At 43.4% G+C, this 22,709-nt stretch carries 18 protein-coding genes; 11 read left to right on the top strand and 7 right to left on the bottom strand.

What is annotated here, in order from left to right:
- The first annotated feature begins 95 nt into the window (after positions 1 to 95).
- From purL to E2B99_RS00380, 4 genes are all read left to right on the top strand, one after another.
- Complete coding sequence (gene purL, locus E2B99_RS00365) at positions 96 to 3,986, top strand: phosphoribosylformylglycinamidine synthase (RefSeq protein WP_134243030.1); 3,891 nt, start codon at positions 96 to 98, stop codon at positions 3,984 to 3,986.
- 294 nt (positions 3,987 to 4,280) lie between these two features.
- A complete protein-coding gene (locus tag E2B99_RS00370; protein WP_134243031.1) occupies positions 4,281 to 4,592 on the top strand; it encodes a YqfO family protein in 312 nt (103 codons plus the stop codon).
- Between the two features lie 197 nt (positions 4,593 to 4,789).
- The gene (locus tag E2B99_RS00375; RefSeq protein ID WP_240687672.1) at positions 4,790 to 5,425 is read left to right on the top strand and encodes an adenylyltransferase/cytidyltransferase family protein; all 636 of its coding nucleotides are present in this window, start codon (positions 4,790 to 4,792) and stop codon (positions 5,423 to 5,425) included.
- Between the two features lie 29 nt (positions 5,426 to 5,454).
- Positions 5,455 to 6,024 carry a YceI family protein gene (locus tag E2B99_RS00380; protein WP_134243033.1) on the top strand — a complete coding sequence of 190 codons (570 nt, stop codon included), beginning with the start codon at positions 5,455 to 5,457 and terminating at the stop codon, positions 6,022 to 6,024.
- A 151-nt stretch (positions 6,025 to 6,175) separates the two neighbouring features.
- Here the strand turns inward: E2B99_RS00380 and E2B99_RS00385 are convergent, their stop codons facing one another.
- The 5 genes from E2B99_RS00385 to dapD all read right to left on the bottom strand — a co-directional run bounded on the left by E2B99_RS00385 (position 6,176) and on the right by dapD (position 9,820).
- Positions 6,176 to 6,679 (bottom strand): peroxiredoxin, encoded by a 504-nt coding sequence (locus E2B99_RS00385; protein WP_134243034.1) that lies wholly within the window; start codon positions 6,677 to 6,679, stop codon positions 6,176 to 6,178.
- 121 nt (positions 6,680 to 6,800) lie between these two features.
- Positions 6,801 to 7,157 carry a hypothetical protein gene (locus tag E2B99_RS00390; RefSeq protein ID WP_051526463.1) on the bottom strand — a complete coding sequence of 119 codons (357 nt, stop codon included), beginning with the start codon at positions 7,155 to 7,157 and terminating at the stop codon, positions 6,801 to 6,803.
- Between the two features lie 29 nt (positions 7,158 to 7,186).
- On the bottom strand, positions 7,187 to 7,957 hold the full coding sequence (gene queC, locus E2B99_RS00395) for a 7-cyano-7-deazaguanine synthase QueC (protein ID WP_134243035.1): 771 nt from the start codon (positions 7,955 to 7,957) through the stop codon (positions 7,187 to 7,189).
- A 36-nt stretch (positions 7,958 to 7,993) separates the two neighbouring features.
- Positions 7,994 to 8,695, bottom strand: coding sequence for a 7-carboxy-7-deazaguanine synthase QueE (queE, locus tag E2B99_RS00400; RefSeq protein WP_134243036.1), 702 nt, complete (start codon positions 8,693 to 8,695; stop codon positions 7,994 to 7,996).
- A 300-nt stretch (positions 8,696 to 8,995) separates the two neighbouring features.
- Complete coding sequence (dapD, locus tag E2B99_RS00405; RefSeq protein WP_134243037.1) at positions 8,996 to 9,820, bottom strand: 2,3,4,5-tetrahydropyridine-2,6-dicarboxylate N-succinyltransferase; 825 nt, start codon at positions 9,818 to 9,820, stop codon at positions 8,996 to 8,998.
- Between the two features lie 470 nt (positions 9,821 to 10,290).
- Here dapD and E2B99_RS00410 point away from each other — a divergent pair, with 470 nt between their 5' ends.
- The 6 genes from E2B99_RS00410 (at position 10,291) to E2B99_RS00435 (ending at position 18,047) form a co-directional block, all read left to right on the top strand.
- Positions 10,291 to 11,166 (top strand): hypothetical protein, encoded by an 876-nt coding sequence (locus tag E2B99_RS00410; protein ID WP_134243038.1) that lies wholly within the window; start codon positions 10,291 to 10,293, stop codon positions 11,164 to 11,166.
- A gap of 71 nt (positions 11,167 to 11,237) precedes the next feature.
- On the top strand, positions 11,238 to 12,107 hold the full coding sequence (locus tag E2B99_RS00415) for an IS982 family transposase (protein WP_134243039.1): 870 nt from the start codon (positions 11,238 to 11,240) through the stop codon (positions 12,105 to 12,107).
- Between the two features lie 71 nt (positions 12,108 to 12,178).
- Positions 12,179 to 12,850, top strand: a complete 672-nt coding sequence (locus tag E2B99_RS00420) for a hypothetical protein (protein ID WP_166738948.1) — start codon at positions 12,179 to 12,181, stop codon at positions 12,848 to 12,850.
- 37 nt (positions 12,851 to 12,887) lie between these two features.
- Positions 12,888 to 13,790 (top strand): hypothetical protein, encoded by a 903-nt coding sequence (locus E2B99_RS00425; protein WP_134243041.1) that lies wholly within the window; start codon positions 12,888 to 12,890, stop codon positions 13,788 to 13,790.
- Between the two features lie 12 nt (positions 13,791 to 13,802).
- Positions 13,803 to 16,316 carry an Hsp70 family protein gene (locus E2B99_RS00430; protein ID WP_134243042.1) on the top strand — a complete coding sequence of 838 codons (2,514 nt, stop codon included), beginning with the start codon at positions 13,803 to 13,805 and terminating at the stop codon, positions 16,314 to 16,316.
- A 6-nt stretch (positions 16,317 to 16,322) separates the two neighbouring features.
- Positions 16,323 to 18,047: an AAA family ATPase gene (locus E2B99_RS00435; protein WP_134243043.1), complete on the top strand. Its 1,725-nt coding sequence runs from the start codon at positions 16,323 to 16,325 to the stop codon at positions 18,045 to 18,047.
- A 110-nt stretch (positions 18,048 to 18,157) separates the two neighbouring features.
- Here the strand turns inward: E2B99_RS00435 and lipA are convergent, their stop codons facing one another.
- On the bottom strand, positions 18,158 to 19,174 hold the full coding sequence (gene lipA, locus E2B99_RS00440; protein WP_134243044.1) for a lipoyl synthase: 1,017 nt from the start codon (positions 19,172 to 19,174) through the stop codon (positions 18,158 to 18,160).
- A 348-nt stretch (positions 19,175 to 19,522) separates the two neighbouring features.
- Here lipA and sthA point away from each other — a divergent pair, with 348 nt between their 5' ends.
- Positions 19,523 to 20,941, top strand: coding sequence for a Si-specific NAD(P)(+) transhydrogenase (gene sthA, locus E2B99_RS00445; RefSeq protein WP_134243045.1), 1,419 nt, complete (start codon positions 19,523 to 19,525; stop codon positions 20,939 to 20,941).
- A 165-nt stretch (positions 20,942 to 21,106) separates the two neighbouring features.
- Here sthA and E2B99_RS00450 read toward each other — a convergent pair whose 3' ends face one another.
- Entirely contained in the window at positions 21,107 to 22,168 is a 1,062-nt protein-coding gene (locus tag E2B99_RS00450; protein ID WP_134243046.1) for an OmpW/AlkL family protein, read from the bottom strand.
- Positions 22,169 to 22,709: the final 541 nt, after the last annotated feature.

Below are 22,709 nucleotides of genomic sequence, written 5' to 3' on the forward strand. Positions count from 1 at the left end.
CCTAGCTGATTTGATCATTTGCGCGTATCATATAGCGCTTCTTTCAAACATTGTGGTTTTGTTAGTTGTAACAAGCCCATGGAGCCAGTTTCAGCATGTTTATTGTGGCCGGTGCGTCAGCACTTTCTGCCTTCAAGCAGCGTCAGCTTTTATCCCGTATTTCTGCGCTTAGCTCAGTTGCAAACACTGTTACAACGATAGAAAGCCAATTTGTTTATCTCTTTGATCAGGAGTTAAGCGGACATCAGCAAACGGTTGCTGATCAATTGCTTAACGATGGCCAGAAATATGCCCTGACTGTCGCTGAATCTGGCGATGTGCAGGTGCTGGTCACCACCCGGATTGGCACAATTTCGCCCTGGTCATCCAAGGCCACTGATATTTTCAAGAACTGTAATGCCCCGGTTCATCGGCTGGAGCGCGGGATTTTATATACCCTGCGTGGCTTGAGCCAGCTCAATGCAGAGGTGTCTGCGCTACTGCATGACCGCATGACCGAAACGGTATTTGCCACCATTGACGCTGCTGCTGCACTATTTAGTGAAACAGCACCAAAGCCCTTGCAATCAGTGGATATTCTGGGTCATGGCAAGGATGCACTGGTTAAGGCCAATCAGGAATTTGGCTTTGCGTTATCGATGCAGGAAATTGAATACCTGACTGATGCCTTCACCCAGCTTGGCCGTAACCCGCATGACATTGAACTGATGATGTTTGCGCAGGCCAACTCTGAGCATTGTCGCCATAAAATCTTTAATGCGGAATGGACCATCAATGGTGAAAAGCAGCCATTGTCATTGTTCCAGATGATTAAAAACACCTATAAGCAATCACCCAATGATGTGTTGTCTGCCTATAAAGACAATGCCTCGGTGATTGTGGGTTTTGATGCTGCGCGCTTCTACCAGCAGTATCAGCCTGAAAATGGCCAGCATGAATACAGCTACCGCAATCAGGCTGTACATATTCTGATGAAAGTGGAAACTCATAACCACCCGACAGCCATTGCACCATTTGCGGGCGCTGCCACCGGTTCGGGTGGTGAAATTCGTGATGAAGGCGCAACAGGCCGTGGTGGTAAGCCCAAAGCCGGTCTGGCTGGGTTTACTGTATCCAACCTGAATATTCCCGGCTTTGAACAGCCATGGGAAGTTCCTTATGGCAAGCCATCACGTATGGCTTCTGCCTTGCAAATCATGATTGAAGGCCCGCTGGGTGCTGCTGCATTTAACAATGAATTTGGCCGTCCAAACCTGTGTGGTTATTTCCGTACCTTTGAGCAGGCGATTCCAACCTTAAAAGGTGTAGAGGGTGCTTCATTGGAGATCAGGGGCTTCCATAAGCCGATCATGATTGCTGGCGGTTATGGCAACATTCGCCCTGAGCATGTGGAAAAGAACCCAATTGAACCCGGCGATTTGCTGATTGTACTGGGTGGCCCGGCACTACTGATTGGTCTGGGTGGCGGTGCAGCGTCCAGTGTGGACAGTGGGACGATGGGCGAGCAGCTGGATTTTGCCTCTGTACAGCGTGACAATCCGGAAATGGAACGCCGTTGCCAGGAAGTGATTGATGCGTGCTGGGGCATGGAAGATGCCAACCCAATTGTTTCTGTCCATGATGTGGGCGCAGGCGGCTTATCCAATGCCATGCCTGAGCTGGTGAATGACCATAAGCTGGGCGCAATACTAAACCTGCGCAAGATTCCATCACTGGAAACCGGCATGTCGCCGATGGAAATCTGGTCAAACGAAGCACAGGAACGTTATGTGCTGGCCATTCGCCCAGATTCACTGGAACTGTTTGAATCACTGTGTGCACGTGAGCGGTGTCCATTTGCGGTACTGGGTGAAGCCACCGAAGCCCGTCATTTAACGGTAGAAGATCCACTGTTTGACAATAAGGCGGTTGATATTCCCATGCAGGTGATGCTGGGTGGTACGCCACGCATGCAGCGCAGCTATGACACTATGACCCGTCAGGGTAGTGCTTTTGACACCAGCACGATTGATTTAAAAGATGCAATTTTCCGTGTATTGCGTCATCCATCGGTAGCCAGCAAGTCTTTCCTGATTACTATTGGTGACCGTTCGATTACCGGTATGGTTGCGCGTGACCAGATGGTTGGCCCTTGGCAGGTTCCTGTGGCCGATTGTGCGGTGACTACCACTGGTTATCAAACTTATACTGGCGAAGCCATGAGTATGGGTGAGCGTCCACCGGTTGCCTTGCTTAATCCGGCAGCTTCAGCACGTTTGGCCGTGGCAGAAGCCATTACCAACATTAGTGCCAGCCGGATCAAGCAACTCAGTGACATTAAACTGTCTGCCAACTGGATGGCTGCGGCTGGACAGATGGGTGAAGATCAGGCGCTGTTTGAAGCGGTAAAAACTGTCGGTATGGAAATTTGTCCAGCACTGGACATTGCCATTCCGGTGGGCAAGGACTCATTGTCCATGCGCACCACTTGGCAGGATGCAGAAACGGGTGAAGAAAAGGCGGTGACTTCGCCAATGTCTGCCATTATTTCTGCTTTTGCCCCGGTACAGGACGTGCGTAAAACCCTGACCCCAGAACTCAAGCGGATTGAAGACACAGTGCTGGTACGTCTGGATTTGTCGCGTGGCAAGTTCCGTCTCGGTGCTTCCATTTTGGCACAGGTGTATCAGGCACTGGGTGAAACCACGGCTGACCTTGATTCAACCGATGACCTTAAAGCCTTCTTTGCCTTAATTCAGGACTGGAACCAGCGTGGTTTGCTCTTGGCCTACCACGATATTGGCGATGGTGGTTTGCTGGCTTCTGTCAGTGAAATGATGTTTGCTTCACGTCTTGGTGCTGACTTGCAGCTAAAGGGCAATGACGTACTGGCTGAACTGTTTGCCGAAGAAATTGGTGCGGTTGTGCAGATTACTGCTGCCAACTGGGCACAACTGCAGCAAGAGTTACAAGGCCATCTGTTACAGGATGCCATTGTACAAATTGGTACCGTCAATTCCAGCGACCAGTTAACTGTGGCTGGATTAACCTTGTCTCGTGTAGAAATGCAGCAGGCCTGGGCTGAAGTGAGCTATCAAATTCAGCGCTTGCGCGATAACCCCGAAGGTGCCGATCAGGAATTTAGCCTAATTGCTAACCCGGACTTCCAGGGCCTGATTGCCAAGCCAACCTTTGACCTGAATGAGCCGGTTGAGGCGCCGTTTATCAATGTGCGCAAGCCCAAGATGGCCATCCTGCGTGAGCAGGGCGTGAATGGACAGCTGGAAATGGCAGCCGGTTTTGAGAAAGCTGGCTTCTGTAGCGTTGACGTTCACATGAGCGATTTGCTGGCAGGCCATATTGACCTGAATGATTTTGAAGGTCTGGTGGCTTGTGGTGGCTTTAGCTACGGTGACGTGTTAGGCGCTGGCGGGGGCTGGGCCAAATCCATCATGTTCAATACCCGCTTGCGCGACCAGTTTGTGCGTTTCTTCCAGCGTGAGGAAACCTTTAGTCTGGGTATCTGTAATGGTTGTCAGATGATGGCACAGCTTAAAGACCTGATTCCCGGCGCTCAGGACTGGCCACGTTTCTACCAGAACACCAGTGAGCGTTTTGAAGCACGTACGGTAAATGTACGTGTTGAAAAATCCCGTTCGGTGCTGCTGGAAGACATGGCTGGTTCAATTTTACCGATTGCCGTAGCACATGGTGAAGGTCGCGTAGTTGGCAGTGATGATGCCTTGGCAAGCCTTGCAGCACAGCAACAAATTACCTTGCGCTATGTGGACAGTCAGGGCAATCCAACCCAGCATTATCCACTCAATCCAAATGGCTCACCGGATGGTATTACCGGGGTCACCAGTCTGGATGGCCGTGCGACCATTTTAATGCCGCACCCGGAGCGTACTTTCCGTGCCGTGCAGCACTCCTGGAAGCCGGAAGACTGGCAGGATGATGGGGCGTGGATGCGCTTGTTCCGCAATGCACGTCGCTTTATAGGATAAATGGCTGGGTAAACTGGCTGGATAACTTTTAGCTATAAAATCCATGTTGTATAAAAAGCCGTATCTGATGATGCGGCTTTTTTATTCAATTTTTGGCCTTATTCAAGTGAAAATAAATAGACGTGCTTATATTTTAACGCTATCTTTAGAGCACATAATAATTGGTATTTGTGCCAAAACAATAAGGCATATCAGTCAATGCAAAGTCGCATGATGATTATCTTTACATTGTATTGCAGCGTAATTTGCACAAATTAGCCACAACTTTGCAAATTAAAAGTTAAGGAATGATGGATGTACAAACTGGTTTTTTTTGTTCCGGACACCCATGTCAATGAGGTGAAAGAAGCCATATTTGCTGCAGGGGCTGGCAAAGTCGGGGACTATGAATGCTGTGCTTGGCAGGTCTTGGGGCAGGGGCAGTTTCGCCCGTTAAAAGGGACCAATCCGCATATTGGTGAAGTAGGCAAGATTGAGCTGGTGCCTGAATGGCGTGTCGAGGTGGTTTTGCCGCGTGACAAGCTGGCCAAGGTTTTAAAAGTCATGAAAGAATCTCATCCTTACGAGCACCCGGCCTTTGATGTGATTCAGCTCATTTCGTGGTAGAGGCTGCAAAATACTATTTGTATAACGAATTCATCACCATTAGGCCTGTGTCACCATGAGGCAGGCCTTCATATTATTCAGAAAAAATATTTTTTTGACAGTAAACACGTTAAATTCATTTAAAATAATATGTCCGCCTGTAAGCACAGTCCTGTTCACAGGGCTAAGGCGCATTCATTATTTTTCAGGGGCTACATGTGTTTGATTTTCTGGTTTTTATTGGTCGTTTTCAGCCATTTCATCTGGCCCATCAGGCTGTAATTCAGGAAGCCTTTAAGCACAGTAAATCGGTGATTATTCTACTGGGTTCGGCCCAACCTGAAGAAGGATTCAGCGAAACATCATTTCGTGCTGATACCAAGCTAGAGTCATGTGAATCCCGTACGCTCAAGAATGTTTTTACAGCTACAGAACGTGAAGAAATGATTCGGGCTGCTTTTGCGCCAGAGCAACAAAGTCAGCTACATTTCGCGGGTTTAGTCGATGTTTTTAATGATAAAAAATGGACAGCCATGGTGAAGCAGGCAGTACAGGAGATTGTTCAGCAATGCAGCCAGTCTGATGATTCAAAGATTCAAAATAAAGTAGGGTTGATTGGCCATTTCAAGGATCAAAGCTCGTATTATTTAGCACTATTTCCTGAGTGGCCATTAGTTGAGCTGGACAATTATTTTCACTTGTCGGCAACCCCGATTCGTGAGCAATATTTGTTAGGCCACTTACCTACACTAACGCAGGTTCCAGCCTCCACATTAAGCTACTTAATGAATTTCCAGCAAACATCAAGCTATCGAGCGTTACAGCAACAGGCGCAGCAATCGCTTAAGGTATAACTGTACTTAACAGCTATATTGGTGAATATATGATTGCGCAGAAAATGAAAATTCCCTGTTTTGCTGTAACCCTGCCATTGCTGATTAGCCTGGCCGCAACCACTGCACAGGCTGCCACTTTAAAAGTTGATCCTGCCCAGACCCGTGTGGCGTTTCAGGTAAAAGGTGTAGGCGGTGCCAGCGGAAGCTTTAGCAAGTTTCAAGGCACGGCCAATTATAATCCGGACAGTCTCAAAGACCTGAAAATCAATTTTGTGATTGATAGCAATAGCATTAATGCTGGTGCCAAAACAGCCATTTATAAAGGTGATAGAGTCTTTGACGTGGAAGATTATCCAACACTGACTTTTCGCAGTACACAGGTTATCCCAAAATCTGGCAATACCGTAAAAGTTGATGGCTTGCCTACTATGCATGGTGTAACCAAACCGGTAAGCTGGAATATGCAAATTGATCCATCCCGTAGTAATGACCAGCAATTGCACTTTACTGCCAATACCAGTATCAAGCGCAGTCAGTGGGGTATGGATGGTTATTCAAAACTGGCATCTGATCAGGTTGACCTGAATATTCAAGCTAAACTGAGCGCAGAAAGTTAGTGCTTTAATAAGGTTAAATCCGCTTTAAGTCTTCAGTGGTTCTAAAATCCGTGTTTAAAAATTTGTTGTTAAAAAAGCAGAGACGATACCCGGCGTTCTCTGCTTTTTTTATGAATGCTAAATCGCTTAAACACTAAAAATAATGATTAGATCAGATGTACTGCTGAATAAAATTTAAGACCAGTGCGGCATGACCTGCTGCTTTTATCTTACGCCAGCTTTGAATCAGTTGGCCTTGCTGGTTAAACAGGAAACTGCTGCGCTCAATGCCCTGAACCTGCTTGCCATACATATTTTTGGTTTTAATCACATCAAAATAGCGGCATAGGGTTTCATTGGGATCACTAATCAATGCAAAGGGAATGCTTTCCTTTAAGGTGAATTTATCATGTGATTTCAAGGTATCGCGTGACACCCCATAAATTTTAACCCCCAGTTTTTCAAATTCAGGCAACAAGTCACGAAAATTCTGAGCTTGCGTGGTGCAGCCTGCGGTTAAATCTTTCGGATAAAAATAAAGTAGCGTGTAATGGCCCTGAAGTGTTTGCAGGTTAAAGCTGCCTTGTGTGCTATCGACCATTAAATCAGGTAGTTTAGCGGGTTGTTCGGATGAGTTTTTTTCGTCAGGCGTACTGATAGGAATAGAAGTTGACATAAGCTTTTTAAAGGAAACCAGATAAATAATAGTAAGTATAAAACACGAACACTTAAAATAATAAAGCCCGTTCATTTTAACGGGCTTTAAAAAATACAGCTTTGAACCTGGAAAAGGCGAATTATTTTTTGCTGGCAGCAGGGAACTGAGGCTCACTCATTTTGACACCAGCACGGCATTTATCCAGATCACCCTTAATGCGCTTTAAGGCAGGCAGGTTATTGGGATTCTGACCTTTCATGGCAGCGCTTTGAATATCCCAGAATTCACCTAATTTAAGCTGGCTGGCCTGAACATTGATGGTACAGCTACACACCTTTTTGGCACTGGCAGAGTCAGTCATTTTCAACTGTACTGCTTCATCAGCACAGCGCTCAATCATGGCAGACTTGATATCCGTTGGTGCAGCAAAACTCATGCTGGAAGATGCCATAACAGCGGCAATGAATGCTAAACGCACAGCAGAAAATTTGATCATAGTAATCCTTGATGTTAATTGCCTAAATCTTAGTTGATAACTGCTTGATATAAGGTAGGATCTTCAACGCCTGCATCAATAAAACCCTGACGACGTAAGCGGCAACTGTCACAACGACCACAGGCATAACCGTTGTCATCCGCCTGATAGCAGGAAATGGTTTGCGCGTAGTCTACCCCGTGTTCCAGACCCAGCTGTATAATAGCTGCTTTTGTTAAATGTAATAATGGAGTTTCTATTGTAATTGGGTTACCTTCGACGCCTGCCTTGGTGGCCAGCGCTGCCATTTTTGCAAAGGCATCAATATATTCCGGGCGGCAATCAGGGTAGCCTGAATAATCAACCGCATTCACGCCAATCACAATGGCTGAGGCATTTTTTACTTCGGCTGCCGCCAGTGCATAAGACAGAAAAATAGTATTGCGTGCAGGCACATAAGTTACCGGAATAGCACCAGGCTGATTTTGCCGATAGTTTTCTGACTGGCTTTCAATTTCACAGTCCTGCGGCACGGCAATGGAATCATCAGTTAAGGCAGAGCCACCTAGCTGGCGCAGGTCAATATCAATAATACGATGCTCTACACCAGCACGCTGGGCCAATGCCCGCGCTGCATCCAGTTCGCTGGAGTGACGCTGGCCATAGGAAAAACTCAAGGCAAAGCATTCATAGCGTGCCTGTGCCCAGGCCAGACAGGTGGTTGAATCCAGCCCGCCAGACAGCAGCACAATGGCACGTGGCTTTTGCGCAGCGAGTTGAGAAATATGAGGGTTTGAATTATCAGAAGAAGACTGAGTCATAATATTACCTTGACCGTTATGAGCTATATCACTGGCTTAACGGCCTTTTTCATCATTCCATAACAGCTTGTGAAGCTGGAGTTGAAAACGCACGGGTAAGCGGTCTGCCACAATCCAGTCTGCCAGTTGCCGGGCAAAGGCGGGTAGTGTGGCCTTGGTTTTATCAATGGCAAAAGCAGGTGAAAACCATACCGTACTGACCAGCTTGTCCAGTTGATACTGCTGTAATTGCTGTTTAGCCCAGTCGTAGTCTTCGCGGTTACAAATGACAAACTTGATCTGGTCGTGCAGGGTTAAAAAGTTCAGGTTATCCATCAGGTTGCGGTGCTGTTCACCTGATGAGGGGGTTTTGAGATCCATCACCTTGGAAACCCGCGGATCAACCGCCTGAACTGACAGCGCGCCACTGGTTTCCAGCGACACATGCAAGCCTGCATCACATAACTGCTTAAGCAGGGGAATACAATTGGGCTGAGCCAGCGGCTCCCCACCTGTTACACACACATGCCTGACCCCAAATTCATTAACCTGATCCATAATGGCTTGCAAAGATACCCGTTCACCCCCTTCAAAGGAATACGTGGTATCACAATAAGTGCAGCGCAGCGGGCAGCCAGTAAGCCGTACAAACACACACGGCCAGCCTGATTCGTTGGCTTCACCTTGCAGCGAATAAAAAATTTCGGTCAGGCGCAGGCCAGCAGCCGGATCAGTAACAGGAATTTGTGCAGAACGCATATGGGGTGTCAAGACCTGAAAATGGATGAAAATACCGCAGAAAACGATATCAAACTACAAACCAAAACTTTTAGCAAACCGCATAAAACTGTTTAGTAAAAAAATGACGCCTTGTCTGCTGTATTACAACTTTAGCAAAACAAGGCGTATAAACCATGAATAAACGTGGATTAATTAATAGACTTCTTTCATAAGTTGTACCAACTCGCCTTCGACAGGCTCAGGCAGCGTTGGTTGAGCTTGTCGAAACCAGACTTATGCAACAGATCTAATCTTTGCTTTAATTAATCCCTACTTTAATTAGTCAACACGCAGTAATTCATTCAGGCCAGTTTTGGAACGGGTTTTTTCATCAACAGTTTTAACAATTACCGCGCAATACAAACTGTGTGTTCCATCAGCAGACGGCATATTGCCTGACACCACAACTGAGTATGGCGGAATACGGCCATAGGTCACTTCACCAGTTGCACGGTTTAAGATTTTGGTGGATTGACCGATGTAAACGCCCATTGAAATGACGGAGCCTTCACCTACAATCACGCCTTCCACAATCTCGGAGCGCGCGCCAATAAAGCAATTGTCTTCAATAATGGTAGGGTTTGCCTGCAGAGGTTCTAGTACGCCACCAATGCCAACCCCGCCAGACAAATGCACATTTTTACCAATCTGTGCACAGCTACCTACAGTTGCCCAGGTATCGACCATTGAGCCTTCATCAACATAAGCGCCAATGTTCACATAAGACGGCATTAGCACGACATTACGGGCAATAAAGCTGCCTTTACGGGCAGTGGCAGGCGGAACCACCCGAATGCCAGAATCCTTGAACTGCTGTTCAGTCCAGCCGGCAAACTTGGTCGGCACTTTATCGAAATACTGTAAGCCTTCACCGCCATCAACTGGCACGTTGTCATTTAAGCGAAAAGACAGCAACACGGCTTTTTTAAGCCACTGATTAACTTGCCATTCACCATTGATTTTTTCTGCAACGCGTAAGCTGCCGTTATCCAGGCCAGCCAGTGCTTCTTCTACAGCCTGACGCACATCGCTTGGGGCATTGGTGGGTGAAAACTGCATGCGGTCTTCAAAGGCTTGTTCAATCAGCTGGGCAAGTTGGCTCATTTAAAAATCCATGTTGTGATTTAAAATTGGGGCTGATTATACATGAAATGCAGTAGGCTTGAAAAAGAGTTGAGTTTTCTTAAATTTCATATAATTATGCATTTTTGACCAAGAGCATATCGAATTGGGTTTTATAAAAAGATCTTATAGGAATTTTATCAGAACACACTTTGTAGGAAATGATGTGATATTCGGGAAGTATTGCTGTCTCATCTAGACGAATGACTGCTATTTTATAATAATGATTAAACTCATCATCGTATCTGGTTAGAGCGCCACAAATACTTTATTTGATGGACTTGTAGTTGGAGTGAAAAAAATTGCGCAAATTTAACCTTATAATTTGAAACAAATTTCAATAACTGCCAAGACATACATAGGATTGAGCTATTGTAATTGGTAGGGGGCTAGGAAAGCAACTTGAAGCAGCGTTACAGAAACATAATTTTGGTTAAATAGCGAGAGATACTTTGGACATTATTGTAAATAACCCATTTAGAATACTGGGCTTATCTGCAACTGCTTCTGCGCGTGATATGACAAAGCGAATTTCTGATTTAGAAATGTTTGCTGAGTTAGGCAAGGTAAAGTCATATCCATGTGACTTTGCTTTTTTGGCACCACTGGATAGAAGTTTAGAAGCAGTTACAGATGCCGCCCGAAAAATTGAAAGCGATGAAGATAAAATATTTTATGCATTATTTTGGTTTATCGCCAATGACAGCGTGGATGAAATAGCATTAGAGTGTCTGGGGGCTCAAGATAGCCATAAAGCGGATCAGCTTTGGGCTGACCGCATTGAAAGTACCGAATACCCTAAGTTTTCATGGTGGTTAAATGCTGCCGTTTTAAATTTCTTGCTGTCACACCAAGCACAGTTTGATAATAAAAAGTTTGAGAGTTCTTTATACGTTCTGGGTTTGTTGTTAGATGATTATTTTGATGACATTAAATATGCCGTTTTAAGCGGAAAAACAATGAATGTCAATCAACGGCAAATCGGCAAGAATGTCATTGATTATGTATTGCGTTATATTGCTACGGCAAATATTCAGGTTTATGGCAATAGCAAAATTAAATTACTCAAAGAATTCAACAGCTTTCCGAAGTTTGCTATAGAATATGCTGAAACAAAAATCCTAACTCCAATTCTTGATAGCATTCAGGCAGAAACTGACAAGCTTAAAGATTATCGAGAAAATGAGAATCGGTTTGGGTTGAAAAATAAAGGAATAAAAAACGAATTTATTATTCAATTCAATGAGTTGAATGAATATATCAAAAATAATCCTGATAGTTCAGCACTTTATAAAATTCAGTCTACTATTAACCTGAATCGCGGATAAGAAATTGACTTGAAAAAAAGGTGGCTGAAAACCATTAGGGAGTTACCATACCACCTACGCCTCCAGCCACCATGTTCGATTTTACATATTTCTTCTGCCTGATTGATGACTTTTTTCAAAAATTCGAAGCAACCTATTGGGAATTTTTAAAATACAGCAACAAGCGTTTGAGAATGCGATCCTCTCAATTGAAAATTTCAGAAATCGTGTTTATCGCCATTTGGTATAAATGCTCACATTTCAATAACTTCAAAGCATTCTTCTTTTCATTAAAGAAAAATCACAGTCAACTGTTTAGATATTTACCGTGTTACCAGCGGATGGTTGATCTCATCAGAACACATCAATTGGCATTACATGCCTTACACTTTGCCTTGATGAAAGATTGCCAAAGCAATCATTTATGGATGGATTCAACTACGCTGCCGGTATGCAAAAATCAGCGCATTCAACGGCATAAATCCTTGGCTAAGATTGCAACCCGCGGCAAAAGCTCAATGGGATGGTTCTTTGGCTGCAAGCTGCATTTAATCATGAACCAGTCAGGAGACATGGTCAGTACAGCTTTATCGAATGGACATACCGCTGATATTAAAATGGTTGAACAGTTGGTAGAAGGATTAAAAGCCAGGCTCTATGCTGATCGTGGCTATATTAGTCAGGAATTAAAGAGCAGATTAAAATTACAAGATGTTGATTTAACTACATATCATCGGAAGAATATGCAAGCTGTTAATTTGTCGAAAGCAGATGAATATCACTTAAAGCAGCGTAATAAAATAGAAACTTTATTCAGCTTATTAAAAGGGAAATATAATTTAGTCACCAGTAAAGCTAGAAGCATTGAAGGATACTTAGCTGGAATTTATGCATCTTTATGTGCTTACCAATTATGCCATCAAAATAAGCCAACCATTCGAGTAATGGAAGTATCGGCTTAAACAGGATTCGGGTTACTATTAATGATTATGTGGATACAATTAGAGCTAGCTCTATTTTTGCATATAATCATTTGGATGAAGATACCTTGGCTATATCTTTAATTGAGTTTGCCTATAAATTACCGTCTTATTCGAGTGTGCGGTCAGATGTAGAGGAAGCAAAAGTCAATTTAGAGAAAGCACTCTCGGAGAAAAAGCAGGCTGAAAAATACGACGTTGTATTTGCGATACTAAAACAAGATATTTTAAATCTTGATCAAGCACAGTCTAGATTAAACCAGGTTAAAGCAGAACTTAGTAAAATCACAGTACAAGATGAAGTATTTATTAAAGCCTCCTCTATGTGTGCACACCGTATTCTCAATTATTTGGTAGATGTGTTCAACGAAAAACAAGAGGAGGTGATGAGCAGAACAAAGGATTTTTCAGGGTTGCATGCGATAATGAAACAAGTAGAAAGTATTATATCGCAACTTAAACAATTTAATGTGGACAGGGAAACAAAGGAACGTTTGCAAGATAATCATCATACGATCAAATCTGAAATTTCAGATTTGGAGGCGGCATTTGTACAACAGAAAAATCAACCATCGCAGTCAAGCAAACAATCATCAAGTTCGAGCGGTGGTGTTCCAGGAATATTATGGGTTGGTGCAATAGGTTTATGCTTTGCGGTATTACCGCTTGGTATTCTGGCACTTATAGTTTTAGCGATTATACAAGCGAATGTAAAAAATGATTAAGTTCGGCATTTTACCAATTGTCGTAAGCATATTTTGGATGAATACTGCATATGCTGCCCCGACACAACCCCCAGAAACTATGCAGAAAGAGCTGAATGCTAAAATTGCTGTGTTAAATAATACGGATAAGCAAATTCGGTTACGTTTGGAGAAATTACAACAAGACATCAGCCAGCAGCAAAAACAGCACAGGGCGGAACTTTTCCAGCAGCAACAAATCATCGAACAGCTTACCCTACAACAGCACACGCTAGAGCAAGATTTATCGGCTGCGCTGAAACAGCAGACAGCTCTATCGCAAGCTATTCAAACTCTAGAAAAAACAACAGCGCAAAAAAATGAACAATTAAATCAGAGCATCAGTCAGCGAACATTATTTTCTATCTTTGCTTTGTTGCTATTACTTCTATTAATTAGTGCAGGTTATTGGCATATCAGAAAGCGGCATCACGCCAGTGAGCAGACATTATCCACACAGGTGCAAACCGTATTAAGCAGTGTGCGACAGTCTGAGGAAAGTATTGTAAAAGTAGATACTGAACTGGCAGAACGTTTTAATGAGTTTATGGTGACACTTAAAAAACAGCAGTCTGCGCCAAGTCTTGTTAATAAAGAACCCGACCATAGTTTACCCTTAAAGCTGGCAGATGAAATTCACCGCATGAGTAAACGGCTGGCAGCCTTGCCAGTAGAAACTAAGGGCTTGAAACCGCTGAGTAAATCGCTAGAGCGATTGCAGGCAGAATTGGCAGAACAGGGTTATGAGATGATAGATTATACCGGGACGACCTATTCTGAGAATATGTCTGTAAAAGCACGATTTGTTCCAAGCGATGAATTGGATGTCGGGCAAAGTGTGATTACTAAGGTGGTTACACCGCAGGTAAATTTTAACGATGTAATGATTCGTATGGCAGATGTTGAAGTCAGTGTAGGTTAAAAGGAAGTTATAATGCGTCAAAAGATTGATTATGGTATTGATTTAGGTACGACTAATTCTGCAATTGCGCGTATGGATAGTGGTGAAGCAGTTATTATCAAAAGCGATGATAACCAGATGGATACTACACCTTCTTGTGTTTCTTTTAATAAGAAGCAGACTATGTTTGTTGGATTAAGTGCCAAAAGTGCCATTGAGAGAGAAGCAGTAGCTGCCTTTAAGGCACGAAAGGCAAACGCTGCAAATGGCTATTTGGAATTTAAGCGTACGATGGGAACAGACCATCAATACACATCTTCCAATATGAATCGAAGTTATAACTCTGAGGAGTTATCTGCTGAAGTGTTGAAAAAATTAAAAGGCTATGTACGGGATGAGGAAATTGTTTCTGCGGTAATTACCGTACCAGCCATGTTTAAGCAAAGCCAGCTTGAAGCAACACAGCGGGCGGCAGAATTGGCAGGGTTTGGTTATTGTGAATTATTGCAAGAGCCTATTGCGGCTTCTATTGCCTATGGTATAAAAGCCAATGCCGCCACAGGCTATTGGCTGGTATTTGACTTCGGTGGTGGTACGTTTGATGCAGCATTAATGCACGTCGATGAAGGCATTATGAAAGTGGTGGATACCGCAGGTGACAACCATTTAGGTGGTAAAGACCTTGATAATGTCATTGTTGACCAGTTATTTATTCCTGCGTTAAGAAAACAATGTGCATTGGACGATACTTTGTCTAATCCACAGACCAAAAAGTTATTGCAAGAAGCTTTAAAGTCATATGCGGAGCAGGCAAAAATTACCTTATCCTCTAAATCTCAATGGAATTATTTTTTAGAAGATTTAGGTGAGGACGATGACGGAGAGGAAATTCAAGCGGAATTAAGTATCTCTCTTGATGAATATGAGCGTGCTACTCGTCCTGTTTTTCAAAAGGCTGTTGATATTGCCAAAAATATTTTAACCCGTAATAAACTGGCTGGCTTGGATTTAAGCTCGCTGATTTTGGTAGGTGGACCTACATTTTCACAAACTCTGCGGCAAATGCTGCGGGAGCAAGTCACCGCCAATGTGGATACCAGTATTGATCCGATGACGGCAGTTGCTAGAGGCGCAGCGTTATTTGCGTCAACCAAAAATATCCCGGATAACCTGCAAAAACGGGATAGTTCTAAAGCGCAGTTGAGTTTAAAATATCCTGAAACCACAGTGGAAACCCATGAAAACTTGGGTATTCGCATTGACCGGAGTAAATCTACCGCCAATTTACCTGAAAAATTTAGTTTGGAGGTACTGCGTGGGGACAGTGCATGGTCAAGCGGTAAAATCACCATGGACAGCGATGTCGAAATTGTGGAAATACAACTTAATGCAGGTAAACCAAACCAATTTACCATTAAATTGGCGGGATTGGATGGCAGCAGTATTCCTTGCGAACCGAGTTCCATTACCATTATTCATGGTTTGAAAATTGCCAGCGCAACCTTACCTTATGCAATTGGTCTTGAAGTTTATGATACTACTGATGCTAAACAAGGCGTGTATCCACTGGAAGGACTAGAAAAGAATAAAACCTTGCCGGCAAAAGGCAAAGGCAGATTTAAAACAGCACAAGATATACGGCCTGGTAATGCAAGCGATAAATTATTCATACCGCTTTACGAATTTGAAAGTGAAGGCTCACGGGCAGTATTGAATAGCTTTTTTGGTAAGTTTTCCATTACAGGCAAGGACTTAGGTGCATTTTTACCTATTAATAGTGATATTGAGGTTACACTGCGCATTGATGCTTCACGGCGTGGCTCATTATCGGTTTATATTCCAGCTTTGGATGAAACATTTGATATTGTGATTGACCACGAGAATACAGAAGCGGAGGCAAACGACACATTACTGGAAACTATCAACGAAGCACGCCTGATAGCCAAACAACTGGCAGCAGATGGTAATTCGACTGCCAGAAAAAAAATCGAAATACTGGATCAGACAGAGCGAGATTTACGCGAGCGTAGTCAAGATCGTGATATCCAAGAAAAAGTTAAAAACACGCTGCAAGAAACTTTTATTGAGTTGGATAAACAGCAGGAAAGCGGTGAGTGGCCCAAAGCAGAACAGGAATTACGCGAAGCATTGGAGGATTTGATTAAGGTTAATAAACGCTACGGCAATCATAATAGCAATCGTATTGTTGTGGAGTTTGAAAATCATGCGCAGCGCATTATTGAGCATCGTGATGCTAAATCGGCACAGAAGCTCAAAAAAGAAATCTATTCATTGTCAATCGAATTGGAAAGCCAAGATATTGGTTTTTGGGTTGGCTTGATTCAGTATATGGATGAAGAATTTGATGATATTACATGGACAGACCGTCAAACCGCTTATCAAGGTGTGCAGAACCTTAAACGGCTGCTGAATGCCAATCCAAGTAAAGAGCGTTTAGAGCAAGCTACACTGGAAGTATGGGGATTAATGGTTTACACAAGCGATGGCAGTGCGCCAAGCATTAATAACAGCTTGTTGCGCAGGTAATAACATATGAAAGAGTGCGGCACATTTTCTCAGAATACAAGTATTAATAATTGCTATACCGTACTTTATTTTTTAGGTGAAAGTGATGGCTGTGAGGTGTATCGCATTCAAAATCAAGCCCTTGAACTTAAATTTTTGCGACTCATTAAATCAGAATTGATTGATCAAATTGATTTGGATCGCTTACAAACAGATTTAAACCGAATTTCTAAATTTCATCATAAGAATTTAGTGCAATGCGATCCCTTGCAAAATTTTATTAGTCAGGGTGTGAGGTATTATTATTTTTTAAGTGATTTTATTTCAGGGGAAACATTATCAGATCTATTAATCAGACGAATAAGGCTGAACTTATATACTACATTTGACATTATTCTTGATGTGATGATGGCATTAAAGTATTTGCACGATTTACCTGAACAATATATACATGGTTATGTTAATCCAGACAATTTTTATATTTGCTATGATGATAAAAAGATAAAAGCCTATCTTTTTCCTATAAAAATAAGTCATTACATAAATGGAATAAAATTATCAGTACAAAATAAATTTGATTTATCATATATGGCAACTGATAACTTAGACGGACGTAAAACAGTTAAGGGTGATATTTTTTCCCTTATGATGGTAATGTATAAATGTTTAACTGGCGTACAGGCTTGGATTTATGATTTTGACTGGCAGGATAGTTCAGTTGATTTTATTAAAAAACAGATTGAGATTACACGCAAAGTATCTGCCATTAATCATTTATCTTTTTATACAACAGCAGTGGATGAGGATTTTGAAAAAATTGTTTATAAGGGACTAAATCAAGATTATCAAAATATAGTGGAGTTATCAGAGGCATTACAACATTATGCCAAAGATACATTTATGATTCACAGAAAATCAAGTAATGACGCCATTGAGCCTGTGGCTAGCATTCCAAAAAATACGCTAGTAATTAATAAAGGACTATCAGCCATTGCAGGGATGCAAGTGCTTAAAAAACAACTACAGGATGATATTATCAGCCCTTTGTGTGAATACAGTATATATCAGCATTACCGTATTAGCCCCTTAAATGGAATATTATTGTATGGGGCAGCAGGATGCGGTAAAACCTATATTGCCCAGAGAATAGCAGAAGAAATTAATTATCATTATATTGAAGTAAAACCTTCAGATTTAGCTAGTTCTTATATTCATGGCACACAAGAAAAAATTGGAAGATTGTTTCGCCAAGCAAGAGAAAATGCACCGACATTGATTTTTTTGGATGAAGTCGATGCAATGTTACCCAAAAGGGATGCAACTAATATCAGTCATCATTATACTGCGGAGGTAAATGAGTTTCTGGCACAGATGACAGATTGTGCCGAACAGAACATTTTTATTATAGCGGCAACTAACAGACCGGAAGTTATTGACAATGCTATATTGCGTACTGGGCGTTTAGATAAGTTACTGTATGTGCCGCCTCCTGATTTTAGTACACGACAAGCGTTACTAGAAATGTTTTTAGAGGGTAGACCCGTAGATGGGTTTCTGGATACATATACACTAGCCTTTATGACAACAGGTTATGTATCCAGTGATCTAAAATTTCTGGTCAATGAAGCTGCAAAACTGGCATTGAAAGTGCAAACTGTCATTCGACATGAGCATTTTGAAGAAATACTGAAAAAATACCGTCCATCTATATCACATGAACAAATTACAAAGTATGAAAAATTTCGTTTTTGATTGGACATAAAGGTAATTACTAATCAAGATATAATTGTATGTACCAATTTCAACTTATCAGGCGCTCTTAAATTTGATGATGTACGATTGACAGATTGGTATTATAATTATCACAAACCTGCAACAGCCTTTACCCCACGTCTTACTGGCGGGCAGGGTTCACCGTAATACTGGCGATCTGCAAAATAACTGGAGCGTACCATGGGTGCCGACCAGATATTGCGAAAGCCTAGATTGCGACCATGTTCTGCATAACGCTCAAACTCTTCTGGTGTTACAAAGCGGCTTACTGGCGCATGATTTCTGGAGGGCTGCAAATACTGGCCAATCGTAATGTAATCCACATCATGTGCGCGCAGGTCATTAAGCAGTTCAACAACTTCTTCTTCAGTTTCGCCAAGGCCAACCATCAGGCCGCACTTGGTGGGAATATCCGGACACACTTCCTTGAATTTTTTCAGCAGGTTTAATGAATGCTGGTAATCCGAACCCGGACGCATGGCACGATACAGGCGCGGCACGGTTTCAATATTATGGTTAAACACATCCGGCGGACATTCGCTCATGATGCGCAGGGCAACATCCATGCGGCCACGAAAGTCCGGCACCAGAATTTCCAGCAAAGTATTCGGGCTGGTTTTACGGGTTTCCAGAATGCAATCCACAAAATGCTGTGCGCCACCATCCAGCAGGTCGTCGCGGTCTACCGAGGTAATAACCGCATATTTCAGACCCAGCCCGGCAATGGTTTCTGCCATGTGGCGCGGTTCATCAGCATCCAGTGGATTGGGGCGGCCATGTGCCACATCACAAAACGGGCAGCGACGGGTACAGATATCACCCATAATCATAAAGGTTGCTGTACCTCCGCCAAAACATTCCGGCAGGTTGGGGCAGGCCGCTTCTTCACATACGGTATGCAGCTTTTGCGCGCGTAAAGTATCTTTAATGCGCTGTACCTCGGCTGGTGCGGTCATCTTGACCCGAATCCATTCAGGCTTGCGTGGTATGTCAACGGTGGGAATAATCTTGACGGGAATACGTGCTACTTTTTCAGCACCACGGAGCTTTTCTCCCTGAACGGCGCGCTGGCCAGTGGGGTTGACAGGAGCATTGGATGAGGTCATGCCTATTCCTTGCAAGGGTCAAAATAAAGCTGCTGCTTTCAGCCGAGCCCTGCATTTTGAGCAGAAGAATGTCAGAAAAATTCAGGCGTCCAGTATACGTCAATTGGCCTGAATGCACGACAAGTGATGCACGGGCTGACGTAGGACGCTTGTATCATTTTTGCATAAATATTGCAGAGTTAGTGGCGTACAACCGACTAAAGTAGTAGCTTGAATTCAAAATTTTGCATCGCAAGCCAATGCAATTGGCGTACCATAACCTAAACGTCTGCATTTGCTTAAATCCAGTCAGCATAAATCAGTAACCAGAAAGAGTTGTCATTTTAGCATTCATCAGGAGATCAGTTGATGGCGCGCCAGGAAAAAACCACCAAAAAGCAGTCTTACCAGTATGATGCCATTGTGCTGGGTGCTGGCCCCGCTGGTGAAGGGGCTGCGATGAAGCTGGCTAAATCCGGCAAAAAGGTTGCAGTTATTGATCAGCGCCATCAGGTCGGCGGCAACTGTGCCCATGTAGGGACAATTCCCAGCAAGGCCTTGCGGCAAACCGTGTTTAATATTATGCGCTACCAGCGAGACCCGTTATTTCAGAAAGTGGGCGAATGGAAACAGGTGCCGCTGTCAGAGGTACTGCGTAATGCACACCGGGTGATTGAAGCACAGGTTGATACCCACACGCGCTTTTATGAGCGTAACCAGATTGATGTGCACCATGGTCGTGCATATCTGCAGGATGAGCATACTGTGATTGTGCATATGCTGGATGGCGGCAGTGAAACCTTGAGTTTTGATCAGCTGGTGGTTGCGACGGGTAGCCGCCCATATCAGCCCGAAGGACTGGATTTTAATCATCCCCGGGTGTTTGACAGCGATAAAATCCTGACCCTGAACTATCCCATTCATAAAATTATTATTTATGGCGCCGGGGTGATTGGCTCTGAATATGCGTCCATTTTTATTGGGCTGGATTACAAGGTCGACCTGATCAATACCCAAGCGCAACTGCTGAATTATCTGGATGATGAAATTGCCGATGCCTTATCCTATTACCTGCGCGAGTTGGGTGTGCTGATTCGGCATAATGAGCAAATTGAGCATTTGGAAACCCATGATGACTATGTGGTATTGCACCTGCAAAGTGGCAAGAAAATCAAGGCAGATGCAATTTTATGGTGCAATGGCCGTTCCGGTAACACTGATGGGCTGGGGCTTGAAAACGTAGGGCTTGCACCAAACAGCCGTGGCCAGTTGGCTGTTAATAGCCAATACCAGACTGATGTGCCACATATTTATGCAGCAGGTGATGTGATTGGCTGGCCATCGCTGGCTTCCGCGGCCTATGACCAAGGACGCTGTGCAGCAGCCAATATGGTGGGCGAGCAGGATGTACAGCCTGTGTTGAATGTGCCAACCGGGATTTATACCATTCCTGAAATTTCATCCATTGGGAAAACTGAGCAGCAGCTTACCGATGAAAAAATTCCCTATGAAGTGGGACAGGCTTCCTTCCGGCATTTAGCACGTGCGCAGATAACTGGTGAAACCGTAGGTGTGCTCAAAATTCTTTTCCACCGTGAAACGCTAGAGATTTTGGGTATTCATTGTTTTGGCAACAATGCGGCTGAAATTATCCATATTGGTCAGGCCGCCATGCTTAGTCAGGCCAACAATAGCTTGCGTTATTTTGCCAATACCACTTTTAACTATCCTACGATGGCAGAGGCTTATCGGGTGGCAGCACTCAATGGCATGAACCGGCTATTTTAAAAAACGATGTATTGGTTTAAGCCCAGTATTAGCCAAAGATAAATGGGATTAATGAGGTAAAAGTTAAGCAGAAAAAAACCGATCAACGAAGGAGGAAAAGTTGATCGGCAGGAAGTGCAAGCGGCAAATTTTTATAGTAGTAAGGTTTGCAAAAGCAAGGATGGGTTAAAAGCGATAGCCAATACCCAGATAGGTGATCACCGGATTAATGTCAACTTTGGTTTCTGAGCGAATCAGCTCGGACTGATCCTTGTCACTAAGCACCAGAATCTTGGCCTTGTTGTTTAGCGCTGCATAGGATACGGATGCAGTGCTAAACCAGCGGTCATTAAAGTCATAAGTAAAACCTGCGGTGGCAAACGGAGCAATGCCGGTATCAGCCTTAACTTTTACATAGGGGTTGATGGATGATTTTTCGCCTGCCAGTGCTGCACCCGCTTTGCCATCCAGAACATTCTGAATCTGGTGACCCGCAGCAATCAGGTCAGCTTCAACGCCCTTGTTGAGTTTAATGTCATCAAACCATGCATACATGGCGCCAATGCCGATATACGGCCGGAATTTGTTAACGCCAGTCTGGCCAAAGTGATATTGCAGGGTAGCTGCCGGTGTCCAGGCACGTACTGAGGCTGCTTTGTCATAAGAATCCAGATTGGTGATTTGGAGGTCTTTTTGCAAATCCAGATCGGCCAGACCAAGGACGCTGGTATGCGTAGACAACGGGGCAGTGACATTACCGATGCCTTTTAAATCTACTTTAGGCGGAATGCCTCCCACCAGCTCTACGGACACATGATCAGTAAAGAAATAATTAAACACCAGACCCAGCGTATCAACATCCTGTGCTTCCAGGCCGGTATTGGGTGATTGCCATTGCTCCAGGCCGTATACATTGGCTTTTAGGCCCAGATCAGGCAAATAGCCACCCGTAATCTGTGTATCATCCAGTAAGCCCAGTAGGGCAGTTAAACCATTTTTATCAACCGCATTTTCAGTAATATCACTTAACCGGATACTGCCTACCCCGGCTTCATAGCCCTCAGGGATAACGGTTTTGTTGGTAAAATTGTTGGGCTTGCCTTGAGGCATGACATGCAGCCAGCCAGCAGATACGGCAAAGCGCTTAAAGCCATCACCTTCTTTAATGCTGAACAAGGAAGAATCTGCAAAGGCAGTATGTTGAATGGATAACCCTAACAGGGGAATCATGAGTTTATACAATTTCATCTAAAGCTCCGTCTCTTGGCTTTCATGCTTAAAAGCCAGCTAAAGAACAGACATCAAACATTCCAGTCTGATGTGTTTCCTTACAAGGAGCGATTAAAACGGCTCTACAACAGTAACAATAGCTTAGTTATATGAAAAAAAATTCACTATCTCAATTATCTATTGTGATGAAGTAAATTTTCAAAAAAATGAAGTTGAGTGTTATCTGAACAAAAGTATCAATATGAAAAACTAAAAATATTGAAAAAATAAATAATTATTGCAACAGTAATATTAAGACTATCACTAGATGGCTTAAATATAATCAATTGAATTTTACCTGTTGCTACACTACACCCTGATTATGAAGACTTATGAAGGTAAAATTTCCAGCCTTAAATGCTGAAAGTCAGAACTTATCTGTTACGGATTAGGTGTACTAGCTCAAACCTGATCTGACAGTTACCCGTTTTGATGATGAGTGTCAGGTTAAATTTGAGCTAGATTCTTTTCAGCCCAAATCTGTTTTCCATCAAGCAATGTTTCCATAGGCGTGCGCCCA

This window comes from Alkanindiges illinoisensis (assembly GCF_004377485.1).
In the GTDB taxonomy this organism is placed as follows: domain Bacteria; phylum Pseudomonadota; class Gammaproteobacteria; order Pseudomonadales; family Moraxellaceae; genus Alkanindiges; species Alkanindiges illinoisensis_A.